The 20,972-nt window shown below is 62.9% G+C and carries 20 protein-coding genes and 1 pseudogene; 4 read left to right on the forward strand and 17 right to left on the reverse strand.

The genetic code is table 11. From position 1 onward, the window contains the following. Positions 1–33: 33 nt before the first annotated feature. The 3 genes from BLW80_RS17990 to BLW80_RS18000 form a co-directional block, all read right to left on the reverse strand. The gene (locus tag BLW80_RS17990) at positions 34–1,629 is read right to left on the reverse strand and encodes a Do family serine endopeptidase (RefSeq protein ID WP_089267098.1); all 1,596 of its coding nucleotides are present in this window, start codon (positions 1,627–1,629) and stop codon (positions 34–36) included. Between the two features lie 188 nt (positions 1,630–1,817). Then, positions 1,818–2,213, reverse strand: coding sequence for a carboxymuconolactone decarboxylase family protein (locus BLW80_RS17995; RefSeq protein WP_170849698.1), 396 nt, complete (start codon positions 2,211–2,213; stop codon positions 1,818–1,820). A gap of 37 nt (positions 2,214–2,250) precedes the next feature. After that, positions 2,251–3,219: a Bug family tripartite tricarboxylate transporter substrate binding protein gene (locus BLW80_RS18000; RefSeq protein ID WP_093758963.1), complete on the reverse strand. Its 969-nt coding sequence runs from the start codon at positions 3,217–3,219 to the stop codon at positions 2,251–2,253. Between the two features lie 136 nt (positions 3,220–3,355). On the opposite strand from BLW80_RS18000, the gene BLW80_RS18005 reads away from it, so the two are divergent. Together BLW80_RS18005 and BLW80_RS18010 are read left to right on the forward strand one after the other, a co-directional pair. Further along, entirely contained in the window at positions 3,356–4,264 is a 909-nt protein-coding gene (locus tag BLW80_RS18005) for an amidohydrolase family protein (RefSeq protein ID WP_093758964.1), read from the forward strand. Continuing rightward, a complete protein-coding gene (locus tag BLW80_RS18010; RefSeq protein WP_093758965.1) occupies positions 4,261–4,947 on the forward strand; it encodes a GntR family transcriptional regulator in 687 nt (228 codons plus the stop codon). The genes BLW80_RS18005 and BLW80_RS18010 overlap by 4 nt, the downstream gene beginning before the upstream one ends. Before the next feature lie 23 nt (positions 4,948–4,970). On the opposite strand, the gene BLW80_RS18015 is transcribed toward BLW80_RS18010, so the two are convergent. From BLW80_RS18015 to ccmI, 4 genes are read right to left on the reverse strand one after another with little or no spacing between them, the layout of a single operon-like run. Then, positions 4,971–5,432: a cytochrome c-type biogenesis protein gene (locus BLW80_RS18015; RefSeq protein WP_502688618.1), complete on the reverse strand. Its 462-nt coding sequence runs from the start codon at positions 5,430–5,432 to the stop codon at positions 4,971–4,973. Between the two features lie 37 nt (positions 5,433–5,469). Next, positions 5,470–7,452, reverse strand: a complete 1,983-nt coding sequence (locus BLW80_RS18020) for a heme lyase CcmF/NrfE family subunit (RefSeq protein ID WP_093758967.1) — start codon at positions 7,450–7,452, stop codon at positions 5,470–5,472. After that, positions 7,449–7,958: a cytochrome c maturation protein CcmE gene (ccmE, locus tag BLW80_RS18025; protein ID WP_089267088.1), complete on the reverse strand. Its 510-nt coding sequence runs from the start codon at positions 7,956–7,958 to the stop codon at positions 7,449–7,451. The genes BLW80_RS18020 and ccmE overlap by 4 nt, the downstream gene beginning before the upstream one ends. Positions 7,959–7,964: 6 nt before the next feature. Next, on the reverse strand, positions 7,965–9,083 hold the full coding sequence (gene ccmI, locus BLW80_RS18030; protein WP_093758968.1) for a c-type cytochrome biogenesis protein CcmI: 1,119 nt from the start codon (positions 9,081–9,083) through the stop codon (positions 7,965–7,967). A 374-nt stretch (positions 9,084–9,457) separates the two neighbouring features. Here ccmI and BLW80_RS18035 point away from each other — a divergent pair, with 374 nt between their 5' ends. Both BLW80_RS18035 and BLW80_RS18040 read left to right on the forward strand, forming a co-directional pair. Continuing rightward, entirely contained in the window at positions 9,458–10,075 is a 618-nt protein-coding gene (locus tag BLW80_RS18035) for a glutathione S-transferase family protein (protein WP_093758969.1), read from the forward strand. A gap of 59 nt (positions 10,076–10,134) precedes the next feature. Beyond that, the gene (locus tag BLW80_RS18040; RefSeq protein WP_093758970.1) at positions 10,135–12,210 is read left to right on the forward strand and encodes a 2Fe-2S iron-sulfur cluster-binding protein; all 2,076 of its coding nucleotides are present in this window, start codon (positions 10,135–10,137) and stop codon (positions 12,208–12,210) included. A 59-nt stretch (positions 12,211–12,269) separates the two neighbouring features. Here the strand turns inward: BLW80_RS18040 and BLW80_RS18045 are convergent, their stop codons facing one another. The 10 genes and pseudogenes from BLW80_RS18045 to BLW80_RS18090 form a co-directional block, all read right to left on the reverse strand. Next, entirely contained in the window at positions 12,270–13,649 is a 1,380-nt protein-coding gene (locus tag BLW80_RS18045) for a hypothetical protein (RefSeq protein WP_093758971.1), read from the reverse strand. Positions 13,650–13,748: 99 nt separating this feature from the next. Continuing rightward, on the reverse strand, positions 13,749–14,219 hold the full coding sequence (locus tag BLW80_RS18050) for an RT0821/Lpp0805 family surface protein (protein ID WP_093758972.1): 471 nt from the start codon (positions 14,217–14,219) through the stop codon (positions 13,749–13,751). 98 nt (positions 14,220–14,317) lie between these two features. Continuing rightward, positions 14,318–14,491: pseudogene (locus tag BLW80_RS29925) on the reverse strand (ATP-binding protein); the annotation flags it as partial. A 15-nt stretch (positions 14,492–14,506) separates the two neighbouring features. After that, entirely contained in the window at positions 14,507–15,013 is a 507-nt protein-coding gene (locus BLW80_RS18055; protein WP_093758973.1) for a hypothetical protein, read from the reverse strand. Between the two features lie 11 nt (positions 15,014–15,024). Next, positions 15,025–16,080 carry a hypothetical protein gene (locus BLW80_RS18060; protein ID WP_093758974.1) on the reverse strand — a complete coding sequence of 352 codons (1,056 nt, stop codon included), beginning with the start codon at positions 16,078–16,080 and terminating at the stop codon, positions 15,025–15,027. Between the two features lie 218 nt (positions 16,081–16,298). Next, positions 16,299–17,675 (reverse strand): sensor histidine kinase, encoded by a 1,377-nt coding sequence (locus tag BLW80_RS18070; RefSeq protein WP_093758976.1) that lies wholly within the window; start codon positions 17,673–17,675, stop codon positions 16,299–16,301. A gap of 22 nt (positions 17,676–17,697) precedes the next feature. After that, on the reverse strand, positions 17,698–18,363 hold the full coding sequence (locus BLW80_RS18075) for a response regulator transcription factor (protein ID WP_089267078.1): 666 nt from the start codon (positions 18,361–18,363) through the stop codon (positions 17,698–17,700). A gap of 76 nt (positions 18,364–18,439) precedes the next feature. Continuing rightward, positions 18,440–19,027, reverse strand: a complete 588-nt coding sequence (locus tag BLW80_RS18080) for a 3TM-type holin (RefSeq protein WP_093758977.1) — start codon at positions 19,025–19,027, stop codon at positions 18,440–18,442. Between the two features lie 2 nt (positions 19,028–19,029). Next, positions 19,030–19,806 carry a glycoside hydrolase family 19 protein gene (locus tag BLW80_RS18085; RefSeq protein ID WP_093758978.1) on the reverse strand — a complete coding sequence of 259 codons (777 nt, stop codon included), beginning with the start codon at positions 19,804–19,806 and terminating at the stop codon, positions 19,030–19,032. A 43-nt stretch (positions 19,807–19,849) separates the two neighbouring features. Next, on the reverse strand, positions 19,850–20,920 hold the full coding sequence (locus tag BLW80_RS18090; protein ID WP_093758979.1) for a DUF2793 domain-containing protein: 1,071 nt from the start codon (positions 20,918–20,920) through the stop codon (positions 19,850–19,852). Positions 20,921–20,972: the final 52 nt, after the last annotated feature.

Below are 20,972 nucleotides of genomic sequence, written 5' to 3' on the forward strand. Positions count from 1 at the left end.
ATGCCGGCGACACTCTCCGTTCATGTGCGGTGATCAGCTCTTCGCAAGGGGAACGGCGACGAACTTCGATGAGCCGTTCGAGCGAACCCTGATCAGCACGCTGTTCTTGTTGTCGTTGTGCGCGGCGACAATCGCCTCGCGCACATCGCCGGGATTGGTCACGCTCTTGCCGGCGACTTCGAGAATGACGTCGCCTTCCTTGAAGCCACGCTCGGCAGCGGCGCTCTTCGGATCGACGCCGGTCACGACCACGCCGTCCTTGCCGGCACCGGCGACACTGCTCGCGGGCGAGACCGTGAGGCCGAGCCGCGGCACGTCGCTGCCGCGCGATGACGATCCCTTGTCACCGCTATCGACATCGGCCTTCGCCTCTATCGTGTTCGGCAACTGGCCGAGGGTCATGGACAGAACCTTGTCCTCCCCCTTGTGCAGCACGTTGATCTTCACCGTGTTGCCCGGCGCGAAGCCGCCGATGGTGCGGGCGAGTTCGCGTGCATCCTTGACCGGCGTGCCATTCACCGCGGTGATGACGTCACCCGACTTGATGCCGGCCTTGGCTGCCGGACCATCGGCCTGCGGCTCGGCGACCAGCGCACCTTCCGCCTTCTTCAGGCCGAGACTGTCGGCGATATCCTGGGTCACCGGCTGAATCTGCACGCCGATCCAACCACGCGAGACCGAACCCTTGTCCTTGAGCTGCGCCACCACCGTCTTCACGGTCGAGGCCGGGATCGAGAACGCGATGCCGACGCTGCCGCCCGAGGGCGAATAGATCGCGGTGTTGACGCCCATCACTTCGCCCGACGTATCGAAAGCCGGACCACCCGAATTGCCCTTGTTCACGGGCGCATCGATCTGGATGAAATCGTCATACGGACCGCTGCCGATGTCGCGACCCGAGGCCGAGACGATGCCTGCGGTCACGGTGCCGCCGAGTCCAAACGGGTTGCCGACTGCCAGCACCCAGTCGCCGATCCGCGGCTTGCCGTCAGCAAGCTTGGCGAACGGGAAATCGGTGCGGCCCTCGACCTTGATCAGCGCCAGATCGGTACGTGGATCGGTGCCGATCACCTTGGCCGAATAGGTCTTGCCGTCGTCAGTCGAGACCTCGACCTTGTCGGCGCCATCGACCACGTGATTGTTGGTTACGGCGAAACCGTCAGCCGAGATGAAGAAGCCCGAGCCCTGACCGCTCACGACACCACGGCCGCCGCCGCGCGGACCACCGCGCATGCCTGGAGGCACGCCGTCCTGGCCGAAGCGCTTGAAGAAGCGCTCCATCGGGGAGCCCGGCTGGAACGGCGAGTCGCCGTTGTTGTCGTCATCCTTCGATGCGACCTTCTCCTTCATGTTGACCTTGACCGAGATCACCGACGGCTTCACGCGCTCAACGATATCGGCGAAGCCGACCGGCTGCGCAGCCTGCGACTTGACCTGCTTGTCAACCTGCGCATGCGCAGTGGTGGTGAAGATGTCGACCGGACCGTTGGAGGGCGACAGGCCATAAGCGGCAACACCAAGGCCCGCAACAACCGACGCCATCAGCGCGAATTTACGCGCAGAGAACAGCGAACGGCGGGACGCCTTGTAGGACGGCAATTCGGAAAAATCGTTGGGGCGGTCGGACATCGAGAAAATCTCCAGAGCAACGGCGCGGGGGCAAGGCGCCTTGTGTGGTCTGAAGATGGAGGTTTCCACCTTACCGCGGGCTGGCAGGGGAATTAAGGTTTGGTAATCTGGGAGATGCAGGTGTGGCGGGGTGACGCAGGGAAGAACGCGCCTGAATCACCCCGACATCGGCAGATGCAGCGGCGGTATCAGCCGCCGGTTTTTTGAGCCGTCTCCGGGAACAGACCGGCCAGGATTTCGCCGGCCATGTTGAAGGCTGCAACGCCGCGGAACAGCGCCGCGATTCCGGCGCTTGCGTGCAGTTCCTCAAGCGTGGCGCCGGCCTTGATCGCAGCCTTTGCGTGATTGGCAGCAGCTTCCGACGTCTGGACCAGCAGGATCGCGAACGACATCAATTGCACGGTCTTCTGGTCCAGTGCCGTCGGCGTCAGCGCCGCAATCCGCCAGTCCTCCAGCGCCGTGACCAGAGCGGGATCGACGCGCATGCCGAGTTCGAGCCGCTTCGCGATCTTCGGCGGCGTGAACCCAATCATCCCCTCGTAGCGGGATTTCAATTCGTCGAGTTCAGCAATTTTCTTCGTCATATGGTTCCCGTTTTCAAATCGATTACGGCCCGAAGTCCTACTCGACCTTGGCGCCCGCTGTCTTGACCACTTGCCCCCACTTATCAGACTCCGTGCGCAGAAACGCCGCGAACGCGTCGCCTGACAATGTGCCGGGCTCGGCGCCGACATCGGCGAGACGCTTCACCATGTCGGGGTCCTTCAGCACCTTGGCCACGCCGTCGATCAGCACCTTCGTCACGTCCGGCGACATCTTGGCCGGCGCGACGAGGCCAAACCATGACGACGCCTCGAAATTCGCGACACCCGCCTCCGCCATGGTCGGCAGCTCCGGGAACAGAGGCGAACGTGCTGCGCCGGCCACGGCAATCGCGCGGATCGTGCCGCCCTGAACCTGCGGACGAATGGCGGGCATGTTGTCGAACATCATCGGGATCTGACCGGCGATCAGGTCATTCATCGCCGGCGCCGCGCCGCGATACGGCACATGGACGATATCGATGCCGGCGCGCGCCTTCAGCAGCTCGCCGGCCAGATGATTGGTTGATCCCAGGCCGGACGAGCCGAAATTGAGTTTGCCCGGCGATGCCTTGGCGAGCGCGATCAGCTCCGCCACCGTCGTCGCCTTCACGCCCGGATTGACCGCCAGCACGATCGGAACCGACGCGATCAACGCCACCGGCGTGAAATCCTGCGCGGGATTGAAGGGGAGTTGCGCGTAGAGCGACTGATTGACCGCGAGCGGTCCGGGCGCCGTCAGCAGCAACGTATAGCCATCGGCGGGCGAGCGCACGACGGCATCCGCGCCAATGTTGCCGCCGCCGCCGGCACGATTGTCGATCACCACCGGCTGTCCCCAGAGCTCCTGCAGCTTGGTGCCAAGCAAGCGGGCAACGACGTCGTTCGATCCGCCGGCGGGAAACGGCACCACGATCTTGATGCCGCGTTCGGGAAACCCTGCATGGGCAACCTGGCCGACCAGCGAAACCATGACCAGAGCCACCAGTGCAGAAACCACGTGCCGCATGCGAACCTCCAAATAATCGATTTTTCTTGCTTCGTCGATTTTATGTTGGCACTACTTAAGGCTGTCGTCAAATCGGCTGATTGCCACCGTTTATTTTCAGCGAACAAAGATCGCTTATTTGAAGGGAGTTGCCACGATGAGTGCGCATACGCCTGGCGCCGCACCGAAGCCCTGCCCCGGCCCCGATCGCCATCCGAAGCGTCCGGCATTCGTGATGCCGCGTGGTGCCTGCGATACCCATGTCCACGTCTTCGGCCCTCAGGCCGAATTTCCGTTCAGCGAACAGCGCAGCTACACGCCGGAAGACTGCACCTATGACGACCTGATGCAGCTCCACGAAACGCTCGGGATCGACCGCGCCGTGATCGTGCATGGCGGTGCTCATGGCACAGACAATAGCGCGACCCTCGCAGCCCTCGACCTCAATCCGCGACGGTTGCGCGGGGTGGCCGTGATCCCGTCGGGCCTGCCGCAGCAGGAGCTCGAAGACATGCACCTTCGCGGCATGCGGGGCTGCCGCATGTCCACCGTCGTCAGCGGCGGCGCATCCTTTGCGCATCTGGCGGGCCTCGCGGACGAGACCTTCGATCTCGGCTGGCATCTTGTGCTGCATTTCAACAAAGCGAACGAACTGGTCGATGTCGCGCCTCAACTGATGCAGGTCCGCAGTCCGTTCGTGCTGGATCACCTCGCCCGGATCAGCGCCGCGGAAGGCGTCGATTCCGAACCGTTCCAAACCTTGCTGCGATTGCTCGACACCGACCGCTGCTGGATCAAGCTCGCCAGCCTGTATCGACTCTCTGCAGAGCCCTATCCGCATCGCGACATGCTGCCGATGATCGCGTGCGTGGTCGAAGCGCGTCCCGACCGCATCCTCTGGGGCAGCAACTGGCCACATCCGATCTGCCCGGTCGCGATGCCGAACGATGGCGACCTCGTCGATCTCATCCCGCATTGGCTGCCGGATCCCAAAGCGCAGCAATTGGCACTGGTGGATAATCCGGCTTCGCTTTACGGTTTCGAGAGCATCGGACAGGCATCATGAGCACCGCACACACCACTACGACCGGCGCGATCCCGACCACATTGTCCACCACGCTCGTCGCCCGCTTGCGGGACTCCATCATGCGCGGCGACCTACTGCCGGGCAGCAAACTCAATCTTGATCGCCTGCGCACCGCCTTCGGCGTCAGCCTCAGCCCGCTCCGCGAAGCGCTATGCCGTCTGGAGAATGACGGACTCGTCGCGCTGATCGACCAGCGCGGCTATCGCGTCACGCCGGTTTCTGCGAGCAATCTTGCCGAGATCATCCGGCTGCGCGTCGAACTCGAAGGCCTCGCCGTCAAGGAAGCCATCGAACACGGCGATGTCGCCTGGGAAGGACGCGTGCTCGGCTCGCTGCATCAGCTCAGCCGCTGCAAGCGCGGCTCACGCTCGGCCGCCGAACAGGAAGCCTGGGAGATTGCGCATCGCGCCTTCCATGCCGAACTGATCTCGGCATGCCAGATGCCGCTGCTGCGGCAGTTCTGCGCGACGCTACACGACCAGAGCGATCGCTATCGCCGCATCTTCCTGAAGAAACATCAGCCGGATCGCGATGTGCCTGCAGAACACACGGCCATGGCCCATGCGATGATCGAGCGGCGCACGCGCGATGCAACGCGGATCCTGCGGGAGCATATCGAACGCACGGGTCGGAATATCCAGGCGGTGTTGCCCGCCGAATAAAAGCGATTGCGACAATCGCCTGACTAGGTCGACTTCGTCTCGGTCTGCGCCGCAATCAGCCGCTCGATCCGCGCTTCTTCCTCAGCGGTGAGCTGCATCACGGCATCATCATCGCCTGCAGCCCTGCCCCGTCGCCGGTTGTGCCACCACAAGGCGAAGCCGCCGCCGATCAGCACCAGCGGCGTCAGCAGCCACAGCAGCAGCGTATGCAGGTTGAGCCGCGGCTTCAACAGCACGAATTCGCCATAGCGCGCCACCAGGAAATCCAGCACCTGCTTGTCGCTTTCGCCGGTAGCGATGCGCTCTCGCACCAGCAAACGCAGATCGCGCGCCAGCGGCGCATCGGAATCGTCGATGGACTGGTTCTGGCAGACCATGCAGCGCAGCTCCTTCGACAGGTTGCGCGCGCGGCCTTCCTGGGCCGGGTCCTTCATGATCTCGTCCGGCTGCACCGCATGGGCGAGCGGCGCAGCGAGCAGGAACATGACCGCGATGAGACTTGCGATAATGCGTGTCACGCCATCACTCCGCCGGCTGCAGCGCGCGCGATGCCTTTGCCGGCTTCGGCGCGCCGACGCGCAGCCGCCGATCCGACAGCGACAGCAGCCCGCCGAAAGCCATCAGCACCGGTCCCCACCAGATCATCAGCACCAGCGGCTTGTGATACATCCGCACGGCAACCGCGCCGCCGGCGGCCTCCTCACCGAGCGAGATATAAAGCTGGCTGGCGCCGCGCGAGAGCAGCGCGGCTTCCGTGGTGGAGGACTGCCGCGCGGTGAAGTTGCGTTTCGACGGCGTCATCTCGCCGATCTCGTCGCCGCCGCGCGTCACCTTGAAACGCGCGAGGCTCTCACGGAAATTCGGCCCCTGCCGCTGCGTCACGTCCTTGAGCGTGAGCTCATAGCCGGCAAACTTCGCCACATCGTTCGGCTGCATGGTGCCGATATATTCGGTATTCCAGGTGCTCTCGCAGACGATACCGATCAGCGCGACGCCGATGCCGGCATGGGCGAAGGCCGTGCCCCAGGCCGCGCGCGGCAATCCGCGCGCACGGCGGAACGCCGCACCGAACGGTAAACGAAACAGCATAGTGCGTTCGCCGATATCGACGATCGATCCGGCGATCACGAACACGCCGAGCCCGATCGCCAGCGGCGCCAGCGCCGCGCCGCCCGTCGTCCATGCCCAGACCAATGCCACCGCCAGCAGCGCGGCAATGCCGGCCGCCATCAGCCGCTGCGTGACGCCTCGGAGATCGCCGCGTTTCCACGCCAGCAGCGGCCCGAACGGCATCGCCAGCAGCAACGGCACGAATAGCGGGCCGAATGTGAGGTTGAAGAACGGCGCGCCGACAGAGATTTTCTCGCCGGTCAGCATTTCCAGCGCCAGCGGATACAACGTGCCGATGAACACCGTGGCGCAGGCCGTGGTGAGGAACAGGTTGTTCAGCACCAGCGCGCCCTCGCGCGAGATGGGCGCGAACAGTCCGCCCTGCTTCAGCGAAGATGCACGCCACATATACAGCGTCAGGCTGCCGCCGATGAACACGCACAGGATCAGCAGGATGAACACGCCGCGCGTCGGGTCGGTCGCGAAGGCATGAACGGAGGTGAGGACGCCGGAGCGCACCAGGAATGTGCCGAGCAGCGACAGCGAGAACGTCAGGATCGCCAGCAAGATGGTCCAGACCTTCAGCGCGTTGCGTTTCTCCATCACCACCGCGGAGTGCAGCAACGCGGTGCCGGACAGCCATGGCATCAGCGAGGCGTTCTCGACGGGATCCCAGAACCACCAGCCACCCCAGCCGAGTTCATAATAGGCCCAGTACGAGCCCATCGCGATGCCGAGCGTCAGAAAGATCCACGCCACCAGCGTCCATGGCCGCACCCAGCGCGCCCAGGCGGCATCGATGCGGCCTTCGATCAATGCGGCGACGGCGAAGGAGAATGCGATGGAGAAGCCGACATAGCCGAGATAGAGCATCGGCGGATGCACCGCGAGGCCGATATCCTGCAGCACCGGATTGAGATCGCGCCCCTCGAGCGGCGGCTGCGCCAGCCGCAGGAACGGATTCGAGGTCATCAGGATGAACAGATAGAACGCCGCAGCGATCCAGCCCTGCACCGCGAGTACATGCGCGCGCAGCGACAGCGGCAGATTGTTGCCGAAGGCGGCAACCAGCCCGCCAAACAATGCGAGGATCGACACCCACAGCAGCATCGAGCCTTCATGGTTTCCCCATACGCCGGTGATCTTGTAGAGCAGCGGTTTTGCGGAATGCGAATTCTCGAACACATTGGCGACGGAGAAATCCGACGTGACATAGAGCGTCGTCAGCGCCAGGAACGAGAGTCCGGCGAACAGCAATTGCGCCAGCGCGGTCGAGCGCGCAACATTCATCAAGGCGGGATCGCGCAGGCGCGCACCGATGATCGGCACCGTCGACTGGATCAGCGCCAGCGCGAGCGCCAGCACCAGTGCGTAATGTCCGGCTTCGGCAATCACTGCAAAACACTCTGTTTTGCAGGGGTCACCACGGGCTTGGCGGCGCCCTGCGACATCACCGGCTTGCCGCCCTCGCCTTCCTGCCAGCGCCCCTGTTTCTTGAGCGCGTCAGCGACTTCCTTCGGCATGTAGTTCTCGTCATGCTTCGCCAGGACCGTATCGGCCTTGAACACGCCCGATGCATCCATCGCGCCTTCGGCGACAACGCCCTGCCCCTCGCGGAACAGATCCGGCAGGATGCCCTTGTAGTTCACCGGCAAGGTTGCGCCACCATCGGAGACCTTGAAGCTCACGGCGAGATTATCCCCGCGCACCAGCGAGCCCTGCTCGACCATGCCGCCGAGACGGAAGCGTTTGCCAACGGGGATCTGCTTTTCGGCAACCATCTGCGGCGTCGAGAAGAATACGATGGAGTCGCGCAGCGCGTTCAGTACAAGTCCGGCCGCGATGGCGAGCACCACCAGCGCTCCACCTATCATCGTCAATCTTCGCTGCTTGCGCGTCATTGGAAGTCACCCATCCAGCCCGGAGTCCTTCAGGCCATCGTTCAGCTTGCGCAGCCGCTCGGCATCCGTGCCGACCGCCTCCCGTGCATCCGCCAGCGCGCTCTTTGCCTTGTCGCGCTCACCGAGCACCATATAGGCACGCACCAGCCGCAACCATCCCTCGACATCGCTGCCATCCTGCTTCAGCCGCGTGGCAAGCCGGTCGACCATGCCATGGATCATCGCATTGCGGTCGCCTGCATTCATGCCCTGTACCGACGCGATCGTGTCTTCCGACAGCGCCGGCAGGTTCGGGCCTGATTTCGGAGCGCTGCCGCCGACACGCGCCAGGGCCGCCGTGACGACCGGACGCCACGGCGCATCCGCAGGTCCCTTTGCCAGCATGTCGCGCCAGATCACCGCCGCGTCGCTGCCACGCCCGTCCTGCTCGGCCGCAAGGCCCAGGAAGTAGCGAGCCTTGACCTCTCCAGCATCGAGCGCGATAGCGCGTTCGAATTCGGTCTTGGCATCCGCGGTGATGACACCATTGGCGGCCATCGCCATGGCCTCGCCGAGATCGGCGCGGCGCGCGGCCGTATCGCCGGCATAGGTGATCGCATTGCGGAACGCGCGCACCGCATCGTCGGTACGGCCGATCTTCGCCAGCACAGGCGCCAGCACGGTCCAGCCGCGGCCGTCGGTCGGGTTTTTCTCGAGATGCTGCTCGACCTGTGCGACGAGATTGTCCAGCGGCTGGGTGGGACTGGGCGACTGGTTGCGCGCGGCGAGCGGAAAGTCCGGCATAACAGGCGAACCGAGCGGCAGATAGAAGCCGATGGCCAGCAGCGGCAGGCCGATCAGCGCCACCAGCGCCACCGCGCGGCGAAAGCCCGGACTGCTGCCCACAGACGCCGCGCCCTCCGCGTCGACCGCTGCCAGCAGACGACGGCTGATCTCGACACGCGCCGCTTCCGCCTCGGTCGGCCCGATCAGGCCGGCGGCGGTATCGCGGGTGATTTCAGCGAGCTGATCCCGGTAGACAGTGGCCTCGGTACCCCCGGCATCGGAGCGGGTCCGGCCAAGCGGCCACAACACGGCGAAAGTCGCCGCGGCGGTCATCAAGGCGAACACAAACCATAAGGCCATCAATGGGTTCCGGCGTAGTCTTGAGTCGATCTAAACGACGTCTTTGCCGGGTTACACCATGGCCATCGACGCCGCGCAATTGACTTTTATGCCATCGCGACGTCCAGCCGCTTGTTCTGGATCAAGGATTGCGGCGGCTTCGAGCCCGCTTTCCGAGTAATGCCCCCTCCGCGACGTGGATGCCCTCCGGGAAGACCCATCGACGCGATTGATGAAACCGCTATCGGGCCTGTCGCGCGCCGACAAAGGCCGCGGTTATTTCATCCGGCGCAATGATGAAGTGCACAGAGCGTGCATTCTCGCGCGCCGGATCATGAAGCAACTTGCATTCGCTGAACGGGAATGGACCCGACCACGAATTCAGGATCACAATCATGAAGCTCTATCACCATCCACTGTCCGGCCACTCTCATCGCGCGCATCTGTTCGCTTCGCTCCTTGGCCTGCCCCACGAACTCATCGAGGTTGACCTGAAGTCGGGCGCGCACAAGACGCCGGATTTCCTTGCGCTCAATCCGTTCGGTCAGGTGCCGGTCCTCGATGACAGTGGCACCATTGTCTCCGACTCGAACGCCATCCTCGTTTATCTCGCCAAGACATCCGGCCGAACCGAGTGGCTGCCCGATGACGCGAAGGGAAGCGCGGCGATCCAGCGCTGGCTGTCTGTCGCTGCCGGCCAACTGGCCTATGGTCCTGCTGCTGCACGGCTGATCACCGTTTTCGGCAGGAACTTCAATCCGGAGGAAGTCATCGAGCGCGCGCACGCCTTGTTGGCACTGGTCGAAGCGCATCTCGCCGATCGCGACTGGCTTGTCGGCAATGGTCAGACCATCGCGGATGTGGCGCTCTACAGCTACATCGCAAGCGCGCCGGAAGGAAATGTCGATCTGTCCGGCTATCCCAAGGTGAACGCCTTCTTGCGCCGCATCGAAGCGCTTCCTGGTTTTGTGCCTTTCGCCAAGACACCCGTCGGCCTCGCCGCTGCGGCTTAACTGCGTGTGTCGGGCGTATCCAGGCATACGCCCAACACCGCCGACGAGAGAGCGGACCGATGACCGATATTATGTTGCTATCAAAACTAGACATCTGGCACGCCGGCGAGAAGGCGATTCAGGAAAAGGTCGGCGTTTCGACTCACATGGATGAGCTCGGCAGGCGCATCGTGCGCGACTACATGCCGACGCAACACCGGGATTTCTACGCCCAGATTCCCTTTATCGCGCTCGGCAGCGTCGACGGCGCAGGTGACGCATGGGCCACATTTGTCACCGGCAAGCCCGGCTTCATCTCATCGCCAACAGCGCAATCGCTCGATATCGATGTCGTCAGGGAGCCAAGCGATCCCGCCAGCGAAGGGATGTACGAGGGCGATGCAATTGGCCTGCTCGGCATCGAACTTCACACGCGCCGCCGGAATCGCGTCAACGGCATCATCGGGCCGTCGGACAATTACGCCATTCATTTTGATGTCGACCAAAGTTTCGGCAATTGCCCGCGCTACATCCAGCTCCGCGATTATGAGTTCGTCCGCGATCCACGCAAACTGTTTACGGGAAATATCGAAGAGAAAGCCGAAATCGACGCCACGGCACGCCGCATGATCGAAGCCGCCGACATGTTCTTTGTCGCGTCCTATGTCGAGCGAGAATCCCGTCGACAGGTCGACGTCTCGAGCCGCGGCGGCCATCCCGGTTTCGTTCGCGTTGCCGACGATGGCACGCTCACAATCCCGGATTTCGCGGGCAATCTGTTCTTCGCCACGCTGGGCAACATCCTCATCAACGGCAAAGCTGGACTCTTGTTTGTCGATTTCGAGACCGGCGACGTGCTGCAGATGACCGGTGACGCCCGGGTTGTACTGGACTCCCCGGAGATCGCCGCCTTCCAGGGCGCCGAGCGCCTCTGGCAATTCAACGCGCGGCGTGTCGTTCTTCGGCGCGGTGCCCTGCCCCTGCGCTGGGCGTTCCGACCCGACGGATGGGCGCCGAGCACACTCATGACAGGCAGTTGGGAGCAGGCAGCCGGTCGTCTGCGGGCTGCAGAACTTGCGACCAAATGGCGGCCATTCAAGGTCATCAACATCGTCGATGAGAGCGCAACGGTCAGGTCGTTCCATCTGGAGCCGACCGACGGCGCCGGTCTCCTGCCTCATCGCGCCGGGCAGTATCTCCCGATCAGACTGCCCATTGACGGAGCGGAGAAGACCACCATCCGAACCTATACGCTGTCGGTCGCGCCTTCGGATCACGTCTACCGCATCAGCGTCAAACGCGACGGACTGTTGTCGCAGCGGCTACACGACGGCATCAATATTGGCGACGTGATCGAAGCAAGGGCGCCCGCCGGTGAATTCACCATCGATGCCACTGAGGCGCGGCCAGCGGTGCTGCTGGCAGGCGGCATCGGCATCACGCCGATGCTCGCGATGCTGCGGCATGTGATTTACGAAGGGCTGCGGACGCTCAAGATTCGACCGACCGTGCTTTTTCAGGCAGCCCGTTCGAAGAACGAGCGCCCCTTCGGCAACGAATTGGATGAACTTGCGGCCTCCGCTGGAGACGCAGTCCGGGTCATCCGAGTTCTCGGCGACATCACGGATGCCGAAGAAGGCCCCGACTACGACGCTGCGGGACGTATCGACATGGCCCTGCTGTCACGGTTCATGCCGGTTGGCGACTACGATTACTATCTCTGCGGACCTTCCGGATTCATGCAATCGATCTATGACGGTCTTCGTGCACTGAACATCGCTGACAACCGTATCCACACCGAAGCATTTGGTCCCGCGTCACTGGTGCGAACCGTTGACAGCCCGGCGACAGCACCGGCGCGCCGACCACCGTCGTCGACATCGGTGCATGTGGTGTTCGCGGAGTCTGCGAAGGAAGCGCGCTGGACACCAGAGTCGGGATCGTTGCTCGACCTCGCGGAATCGCGCGACCTGAGCCCCGATTTCGGTTGTCGGGAAGGACATTGCGGCACCTGCCGAACGAAGCTTCTGGCGGGAGTGGTGACCTACGTCAAAGAGCCAGCCGCTGCGGTGGCCGACGATGAAGTCCTGATCTGCTGTGCCGTTCCGGCCGCACAGAACGGCAACGAAACCAATCGCATTCAATTGGCGCTCTGATCTCGGGATCAGGCGATGCGGATGTCACATCGCCGACGAGCCATTTCGCATCGCCTGGCCTAGCCGGCCCGCTTCGGCTTGCGCTCGACCACGACCATGGCCTGTTCGGCGGCGCGGCTCATCAGCGAGGCATATTCCTGGCCGAACAACACCTGGCAGAAGCGGATAGCGGCCTTGGCCTGCATCTGCCGGTAGCTACGGACGCGGGTATCGCCGGCGCGCAGCGACTGCACCAGCGACTCCGTGGACTTCTCGACATATTGCTGCAGGTCGGAATAGGTCCGCAGCGTCACCTCGTTGATGGCGAGTTCGCTGGCATAGGTCCGGCACACCGCGACGAAATTGATCAGCGCCACCGTCTCCTCGACCTCGGCGAAATCGATCGTCGCCGTTGCGGCAATATCCTTGTCAGGGCGCTGGCGCAGCAGACGCCGCACCCTGCCCGGCACGCTCTCGATCTCCGACTGCAGCGTCGAGGAAATCTCCACCCGGATCGCCGCCATCTGGCGTCCCCAGGTGCTATCGTTGCGCATGTCGAGTTCGGTGCGCAGGCCGCGCACGCCGTCATGGGCGACCTTGAGATGTTCGGGGGCGCTGTCGAACTTGCCGCGCCTGATATCGGAGCGCAGTTCGGCCGCGACGCGATTGAGATCGGACAGCGCCATGGTCACGGCGACACCATAGGGCGTGGCGGCCACGCGGATTTCGTCGTCCGAGGCCGCGATCTTTACCGCCAGACGAATGATCTGCCATGGCGCCGCCAGCCGCTGCATCACCAGCGACAGTGCGAAAGGCAGCACCTGCGGCGTGGTCAGCGTCGGCACGTTCAGTGCGCTGTTCACCGAGGCGATCTGGCTATCGCCGAAGCTGCGCAGCACGCTCGGCAGCTTGCCGGCAAAGCCGTCCAGTTGCTCGCGCGCCTTCAGCACCGCGCCGATGGACGGCAGGTCTTCGACGGCATGGGTCGGCCCGATGCGGGCCGCGCCGCGATTGCCCGACGTGGCAGTGGTAATGGCGGCTGCTGCCGCCTGCTGGAATTTCTTGACGGCGCGCTCGATGTCCGAAGCGCCCGGCTCGGGCGATACGGTGACGGCCGCCTCGAACTCGCGCACGGCGTCTGCGGCGTCGCGCTCCAGCCACTGCCAGATCGGCAGCAGCGAGGCGCGCCGGATCTGTCCGGGCCGGACATTGCCCACACCTTCGACAAGGAACGGCTCGAGCGATTTGAAAACCAGCCGGGTCGGATCCTCGACGCGCGGGCGCACTGCATTCTCGTGGCCGCGAACCACGCCGCGCAGCAGGTCGAGCACGAAATTGGCGACCACGACGTCTTCGCCGCGCTCGATCGCGCGCTCATATTCGCGCATCAGCAGCATCTGCGACTGCTCGGGCAGTTGCGCCAAATACTCCCGCAAGCGATCGATCGAGGTTTTGTTCATGCAGCCTAGGAATCCGTGCTTTCCGGTCGATCTACAACCGAAAATCGCCACCGATTTTTGTAGCAGGCGCCCCGTTAAGAAGGCGTTGAGGAACCGGGATCAGGCCGCCGCCCAGGTGCCTTCGGGGCTGCGGCAGGCGGTACCGCGGGCGGTCTTGAGGTCACCATTGACGGTGACCGTGTGGGAAAAGCCGCGGCATTCCCGGCCCTTCTGGTTATAGGCCGGTCCGGCGACGATGTTGCCATAGCGTCCCGACGTGGCGTTGCGCCAGGGCACCGGAGCGCCGGGTGCACCGCGGTCGAGGGCGGCGATCTGGGCCTCGTAGGCCAGCCGGCGGTCCTCGTCGTTGAGCTGGGCACCGAGTTTGGCGCCGATCATCCCGCCAAAGGCGGCATTGGTCACCGCGACCGCTGCGTTTTCCTCGGACAGGCCAACGGCCGACTTGGTGCTGCTATAGGCCCGGGCGATCGTATCGGTGCCGAGGCCCAGCCCGCCGTCCGACGTCGTCACGTCGCAACCACCCAGCGCCAGCGCGACGGCGGCAACACAGAAGGCGTTGAACTTGACCATGGACCGCAGACCCCGAACGCAAACCGGAACACAGGAAACGTCAAAGACGTTACGAACGGGATAATTCGGGCGACAACGGGGCGCAACAAGGCCGGAACTCAGACACCCGGCAACACCAGCTCCGCCCGCAGCCCGCCGATCGGCGCCTTACCGAGCGTCAGGCTACCGCCATACAGCGCGGCCAGATCGACCACGATGGACAGACCCAGACCTGAGCCCGGCTTGGTCTCGTCGAGCCGCTGGCCGCGGCGCGCGACCTGGGCGCGCTCTGCGACGCCGATCTATAGCTAGCTTGTCCCAGCCTTTGACTTGCCTACTGAGGTGTACAGTTGCGTACTAAGACTCGCCTTGGCATCCAGTGCCCGGCCAAAGCTTTCAGCCCAAGGTCTCATTTCCATAGGCGACGCTGTTTTTTGAGCAACATCATTGAGATCAGATATCGCAGCTTGATAGTCGGTCACGAGCTTGTTGACGCGGCCATCAAAAAACTTACGAAGGTTCTCGCTGTCATGAAGCTGGGATGCAACGACAGTTCGCATCTTTACCTTGGCACCGCTCAAGTCCTTATTATTACTATTGATCGCAGCAACAAACTGCCCGCCCGCATCTATCAACTGTGAGCTATTCGCATCGAATTTGGAGATCTGCTCCAATCGCACCTGACGATCTTGGGTTGCAGTCGAATAATGATAGGTCATGTATACAGAAACAAGAGCAGCGACCGCTGAGATAACACTTGTAAGAACCGCAGCTACCAAAGCGTTCTGCGAGTTATCCTTCAAATACTTAAACATGACTTCACCTCTCACTTTCGGCTTTGCGGAGGATCGACTTTCTGTATAGGGGTCGCACTTGATCTCATTCCCGCGCGGTTTCGCGCATTACGAGCGGCTTCGCAGAGCGCCCAAGTCCTATCCGTACCCAAGGCCAGCAACACCCGTTTCGAGGCCTCGGAGACGCGCGCGGTACACTGCGGGTCTGCATTCGAACCGCTGTTTACAAAGCTAAGCTTTGCAACGTCATCCGCTAGGGTCTCTTTTGTGCTGTAAGTGGAAAGACCAACCAAGCCTGCGGCCACTGCAGCGATGACCAGAGCAACGATTGCCGCGCTAATATAGCGGGTAAATCCAGGCGAGTGAATATCTGCTTCTTGGCTACAGGTATACTCGATTGGCGGCTCTCTAACTAGGACGTCCAAGAGAGCGGCCGGGGTAAGGTTGGTCCGGCTCTCATCAAGTGATTTTACCGCTGCGGATGCGAGACGTGAGATAACACCAAGAAACGCAGCATCCGAATCGAGAAAATCGTCCCGATCATTATATACGGTTGCCGCATGATGGTCTCCATGGACGAACGAACCGTAGGCGAGCGAGAAGACTTCTAGATGGTTGCTTCGCTCCAAGAGAGTAAACGGATGTTGATTCCGCAGCGACTTTGACAGGCCAGTCGATACTGAATTCTCCGGATACTTACCGATCCAATCAATATCACGCGCTGGGATAGGCACCCTGTCATAACGGGGGGCGAAGGCATCGACAATTTTTGGCGATGCAAATCGTCCGACCCACACATTGCTCAGATGTAAGGGCTCCGGAAGCACAACGAAGTCGCCTGGCTTCGCGACCTCGTAGAAATTAATAATAGCTTGGCCATTCCGCCCGCGCTTCTTGGTCGGCCGAGGCGCCCGACCAGAGGCCTCCTTGATTTTCGCTCCTCGTGCTTGCGCTCGAAGGTCCTCTGCCAATTTCTCGCTCTTTGCGATGCGCTGAATTAGGTCCTTCGCTTCAGATAATTTTCCTTTAGGAAATTCGAACCCGGGGAAATCCAGAAAACCCACGTTCTGCTGCGCGAATGCGCTCATGAATCTATAGCCACTGCCCGGAAAGAGCCTCCATACCCGCTGTTCCCGCGGTATTGATGGCGCTCGAATATCAACTTGAAGCATTCATTCCTCCCCAACTCGGGGCGAATAAGCGCGAACTTCTCCGCTTCGTCAACCACTACTAGTGACGCTCTCCTATCCGCCAATTTTCCCCTGAGGAACGAGACGTCCGCAAAAGAAAATTGGAGCATAAAATCCTAAATCCCTGGCAACACCAGTTCGGCCCGCAGCCCGCCGATCGGCGCCTTGCCGAGCGTCAGGCTACCGCCATAGAGCGCGGCCAGATCGACCACGATGGACAGACCCAGACCTGAGCCCGGCTTGGTCTCGTCGAGCCGCTGGCCGCGGCGCGCGACCTGGGCGCGCTCGGTATCGGACAGCCCGCGCCCGTCGTCATCGACGATGATCCGCAGCTTCGACGCCGGATCGGCACCGCCGGTGCGCTCGACCTGCACGCCGATGGTGACATGGGAGTCCGCCCATTTGCAGGCGTTGTCGACGAGATTACCGACCATCTCCTCGATGTCCTGTTTTTCGCCACGGAACTTCGCCGCGGCATCGGCCTCAAGGTCGATGGTGATGCCGCGGTCCCGGTGAATCTTCTGCATTGTCCGGCATAGCGCCTCCAGCGCCGGCGCGACATCGGTAACGGTGCCGACGATGGTGACGCGCGCCGCGATCCGCGCGCGCTCGAGATGATGCGTCACCTGATCGCGCATCACATCGGCCTGCTCCAAGACCTTGCTCGCAAAGGGGTCGACACCCCGGCTGTTCGCCTCGTTGACGATCACCGACAGCGGCGTCTTGATGGCGTGGGCGAGATTGCCGACATGGGTGCGCGCGCGCTCGACGATGGCGCGGTTGGCATCGAGCAGCGCGTTCATCTCGCCCGCCAGAGGTGAGATCTCGACAGGGAATGTGCCCTCCAGCCGTTCGGCGCGGCCGGAGCGAATATCGGCGATGGCATCCGACATACGCTTCAGCGGCGCGAGGCCGAAGCGGACCTGGAAGATCGTGGTGAGCACGAGCACGATCGAGAGGGCAGCGAATGTGCCGCCAAGATAATAGTCGAAGGTGCGCGTTTCCTCGAAAATCTCGGTGGCGTCGCCGGCAACGCTGATGCGGAATTTGCCGTCGGCGCCGAGATCGACGGGACGCTCCACCATGCGCAGGCGCTGGTCTTCCGGCCCGTCCACATAGCCCTGGCGGATGCCCGACGCCGTCAGCTCGACGCCCTGGTCTTCGAGCTTGGGCAGCTTCTTGTCCCACAGCGAGCGCGAGGCCCGCATCTCGGTCTTCGCGCCTTCGGTGGGTGCGATTTCCCAGTACCAGCCCGACAGCGGCAGTTCGAACAACGGCTCGCCAAGCGATGGCGTATCGTGATCGGGCGCGTCCGGCGGATTGGCGACTTCGGCCACCAGGGTGCGGAGATAGAGATTGAGGCGGCGATCGAAGGCGCGCTCGGTGGCGCTGCGATAGACCGAGGACAGGACGATGCCGGTGATCAGGAGGATGACCACCACCCAGGCCGTCGCCGACAGAAACAGCCGCGTTGCGAGCGAGCTGTTGCGCATCAGCGCATGATCCCGGAGATGATCACGGCTGCGGCGGCGTGAGCAGATAACCGAGGCCGCGCACGGTCTGGATGATATCGACGTCGAGCTTCTTGCGGATACGGCCGACGAACACCTCGATGGTGTTGCTGTCACGATCGAAATCCTGATCGTAGAGATGCTCGACCAGTTCGGTGCGCGAGATCACGCGGCCGGTATGGTGCATCAGATAGGACAGCAGCCGGTATTCGTGTGATGTCATCTTGATCGGATTGCCGGAGACGCTGACGCGGCCGGTGCGGGTATCCAGCGACACGGGTCCGCAAGTCAGTTCGGACTGGGCGTGGCCGGTGGAGCGGCGCAGCAGCGCGCGGATGCGGGCCAGCACCTCTTCGAGGTGGAACGGTTTGGCGACGTAATCGTCGGCGCCGGCATCGAAGCCCTGCACCTTGTCGCTCCAGCGATCGCGCGCCGTCAGGATCAGTACCGGCATGATGCGGTTGTTGCGGCGCCAGGCTTCCAGCACCGAAATGCCGTCCATCTTCGGCAGGCCGATATCGAGCACCACGGCGTCATAGGGCTCGCTGTCGCCGAGGAAGTGCCCCTCCTCGCCATCGAAGGCGCGATCGACGACATAGCCGGCATCGGTCAGCGCCGTGGTGAGCTGACGGTTCAGATCGGGATCATCTTCGACAACAAGCAGGCGCAAATGACTTCTCCGCGTTCACAATCCGAATTGATGCCCGGACGCGTGAACACTCCATGAATGGCGACGGCCGCCAACCTTACTTTTTCTTCACACCGTCTTTAACCGTCAGCGCCTTGACCAGCTTCTCGACCATGCCAGGCGAATCCTGCCCGGTGAGTGCACTGACCTTTTCGCGGGTGCGGCCGCTGATATAGACGCCTAGCACGCCGAAACGGAACCCCCAATAGGTCACCAGCAGCGCCGTGGCATTGACCAGCGCATTGATGGTCTGGATGTCCCCGGTCCAGAATTCGTGCATCAGCACACACCAGAGCGCGGCGCATTCTACCGTCAATTCCAGCGCATAGGCCGGCCGCCACCAGCGCTGCAGCGGATCGTCGCTGGCGATCTCGGCCCGGATCGTCGCCTGGGTCTCTGATATCGCCGCGCGCTGGGTCTCCGCCTCGGCGCGGATCATGTCAGCCCAATGCGCCTCGGCTTCAGCCAGCCTGGTCGGATCGGCCGCGGGGAGCGCCGCCTGCACCGCCGCCGGTGTCAGCGTCACCGAGCCCACCGCCTTGGCGAGGATTTCGCCGGCCACACCACCGAGCGGGCCGCCCAATGCCGTCCCCAGCATCGGCGCCCCCAGCGCAATCACCTGTTTGGCAAGATCACCCCAGTCCATGGTCATGTCCTCCGGAAGGCCGCGACTACAGCGGCGATGAAAGCGGAAAGATTGGTAGGCTTATTGGTGGGTTTGGCTGCCGGCAGTTCGGACACCAGCGGCGGCGATGCGATCACGGGCGGTAGCCCCACGGACGGCGCGGTCGCCAGCGACACATCGCGCAGCGCAGTCTTCCATTTCGCCAGCCACGCCTTCCGCTCGGCGAGACCCACGGTGCCGCCATTGAGCCGCCGGGTGACGCCGACGATGTCATCCGCTCTCGCAAATGGCACGCAGCCGCAATTGATGAAATCCGACACAGCGCAAATGAGGAAGTAACGCGGATCGATCAGGTAGTCGGGATGCTTGACCACATCGATCCCCGTGGCCTTCCTGACCCGCTCATAGCCTTCGCGGCCCGTGGTCTGCGATCCGCCCCGGCCGCGGAAATTCCAGCCGTCATCGGAGCCGACGGCATTGCCCATGCGGCCGTTATAGACCTTGTTGGCCAGCGCCCGCGGATTGCCGGCATAAGGCTGCGCACTCGCCATGGTCGGAAAGCGCGACGGCCAGACCTGCATCATCCGCCCGGCGCTGTAGTTCATGTTCTCCACGACGTCGCGCCCTGCTCCGCATTCGTGTGATATCTGCGCCATCACATGCGCGGCGAGCAAAGGCGTGGTGATGCCGTAGCGCGCAAACACAGCCTCGGACGATTGCACCATACCCGACAGCAATCCGGGCACGCGGCTATCGCCCTCCGGCCAGAAACGCCGCAAGGTTGTTTCATCGAGCTTCATGATGATGATCCTGTAAGAGAGCGAGATCCTCGCCTTCGCGCAATCAGGCGATGCGGTGGCCGTAGAAGCCGTTCTGCGCGGCGGCGATATAACCGTCATTGGTCTCCATCGCCGCCCAGACCGAAATGGCATCGCCGGCGGCGAGCTTGAGCAGCGCATGGCCACTCAGCATCGTCCTGTTGCTGACGAGCGCCGACGATGTCTGCACGCGCGTATCGTCGAGCAACTCGACGCCGTTCTTGTACATGGCCGCCGTCAGCATGGTCGGCACCGCCGCATTGGCCTTGAACATCACGCGGAAGCCGAGCGCATAGACGCCGGCGACCGGCGCGACAAACTGGTTGTTCGCGGGATCGAAAACGCTCTGGTCGTTATGCCGGCTATTGTTAAATTGCACCTTGGTGAAGGTGTTCGCCGCGCAATATTTATCGAAGTTCAGATAGGCGAGAAATTTCGGGGACTGCTCGAAACTGACCTGCCCGCTCGTCTTGTCCACTACCAGCGCGGTCCGATAGGTCACGCCATCGGCGGAGACCTTGATCGAGAGATCGTCGCTGCCGAGCAAGCCGATCAGCGCGCGCGGTGAATAGTTCGACTGCAATGTGAAGCCGACATCCTTCGTTGCATTCAGCTTGTTGAACGTCACCCGCAGGTCGCCGCTGCCGGGTGTTACGTCGTCATGCGACAACAAAACGGCATCGGACTTGACGCTGAAGCGGTTGCTGCTGTCGGCCGCTGTGTTGACGCCGAGATGGTCGATATTGTCGAGCGCAAGGTTGCGCAGATCGCGCCACAGCGCACCATCGAACACCATCATCACGTCATCGGCGATCGACCAGACGCACCAGCCGGCTTTCGGCACGAGGAAAGCCCAGGTACCGTCCTGCCATGTGGCGATGGCCAGCGCATGGCCGCTCCAGGCCCCTGACGCCCCGGCCGCCACGATATGCCGTGCGCCCTCGGCCGGCGATGCCGGCGGTACGGTTCGCGTCACATCGAGTACCGAGATCTGGATCGCCGCGTCGAGAATGCGCAGCGCCTCGTTGTGGGTGACGTGTTTCTGCGCCTGCCCGCCATCGATGAAGGGCAGTCCGAGATTCGGCGTGTCGGTCATGTCTACGGTCTCGCGCTCTCAGCCGTCATTGCGAGCGCAGCGAAGCAATCCA

This window comes from Tardiphaga sp. OK245 (genome assembly GCF_900108575.1).
GTDB lineage: Bacteria > Pseudomonadota > Alphaproteobacteria > Rhizobiales > Xanthobacteraceae > Tardiphaga > Tardiphaga robiniae.

What these genes read in the sequence shown, in the direction of transcription:
- BLW80_RS18060 (WP_093758974.1), bottom strand. Translation starts at nt 16,080, where the DNA reads ATGAGCGCATTCGCGCAGCAGAACGTGGGTTTTCTGGATTTCCCCGGG.
- BLW80_RS18090 (WP_093758979.1), bottom strand. Translation starts at nt 20,920, where the DNA reads ATGACCGACACGCCGAATCTCGGACTGCCCTTCATCGATGGCGGGCAG.
- BLW80_RS18005 (WP_093758964.1), top strand. Translation starts at nt 3,356, where the DNA reads ATGAGTGCGCATACGCCTGGCGCCGCACCGAAGCCCTGCCCCGGCCCC.
- ccmE (WP_089267088.1), bottom strand. Translation starts at nt 7,958, where the DNA reads ATGACGCGCAAGCAGCGAAGATTGACGATGATAGGTGGAGCGCTGGTG.
- BLW80_RS18045 (WP_093758971.1), bottom strand. Translation starts at nt 13,649, where the DNA reads ATGAACAAAACCTCGATCGATCGCTTGCGGGAGTATTTGGCGCAACTG.
- BLW80_RS18000 (WP_093758963.1), bottom strand. Translation starts at nt 3,219, where the DNA reads ATGCGGCACGTGGTTTCTGCACTGGTGGCTCTGGTCATGGTTTCGCTG.
- BLW80_RS17990 (WP_089267098.1), bottom strand. Translation starts at nt 1,629, where the DNA reads ATGTCCGACCGCCCCAACGATTTTTCCGAATTGCCGTCCTACAAGGCG.
- BLW80_RS18035 (WP_093758969.1), top strand. Translation starts at nt 9,458, where the DNA reads ATGAAGCTCTATCACCATCCACTGTCCGGCCACTCTCATCGCGCGCAT.
- ccmI (WP_093758968.1), bottom strand. Translation starts at nt 9,083, where the DNA reads ATGGCCTTATGGTTTGTGTTCGCCTTGATGACCGCCGCGGCGACTTTC.
- BLW80_RS18055 (WP_093758973.1), bottom strand. Translation starts at nt 15,013, where the DNA reads ATGTTTAAGTATTTGAAGGATAACTCGCAGAACGCTTTGGTAGCTGCG.
- BLW80_RS18015 (WP_502688618.1), bottom strand. Translation starts at nt 5,432, where the DNA reads ATGTTCCTGCTCGCTGCGCCGCTCGCCCATGCGGTGCAGCCGGACGAG.
- BLW80_RS18070 (WP_093758976.1), bottom strand. Translation starts at nt 17,675, where the DNA reads ATGCGCAACAGCTCGCTCGCAACGCGGCTGTTTCTGTCGGCGACGGCC.
- BLW80_RS18010 (WP_093758965.1), top strand. Translation starts at nt 4,261, where the DNA reads ATGAGCACCGCACACACCACTACGACCGGCGCGATCCCGACCACATTG.
- BLW80_RS18050 (WP_093758972.1), bottom strand. Translation starts at nt 14,219, where the DNA reads ATGGTCAAGTTCAACGCCTTCTGTGTTGCCGCCGTCGCGCTGGCGCTG.
- BLW80_RS17995 (WP_170849698.1), bottom strand. Translation starts at nt 2,213, where the DNA reads ATGACGAAGAAAATTGCTGAACTCGACGAATTGAAATCCCGCTACGAG.
- BLW80_RS18040 (WP_093758970.1), top strand. Translation starts at nt 10,135, where the DNA reads ATGACCGATATTATGTTGCTATCAAAACTAGACATCTGGCACGCCGGC.
- BLW80_RS18085 (WP_093758978.1), bottom strand. Translation starts at nt 19,806, where the DNA reads ATGAAGCTCGATGAAACAACCTTGCGGCGTTTCTGGCCGGAGGGCGAT.
- BLW80_RS18080 (WP_093758977.1), bottom strand. Translation starts at nt 19,027, where the DNA reads ATGGACTGGGGTGATCTTGCCAAACAGGTGATTGCGCTGGGGGCGCCG.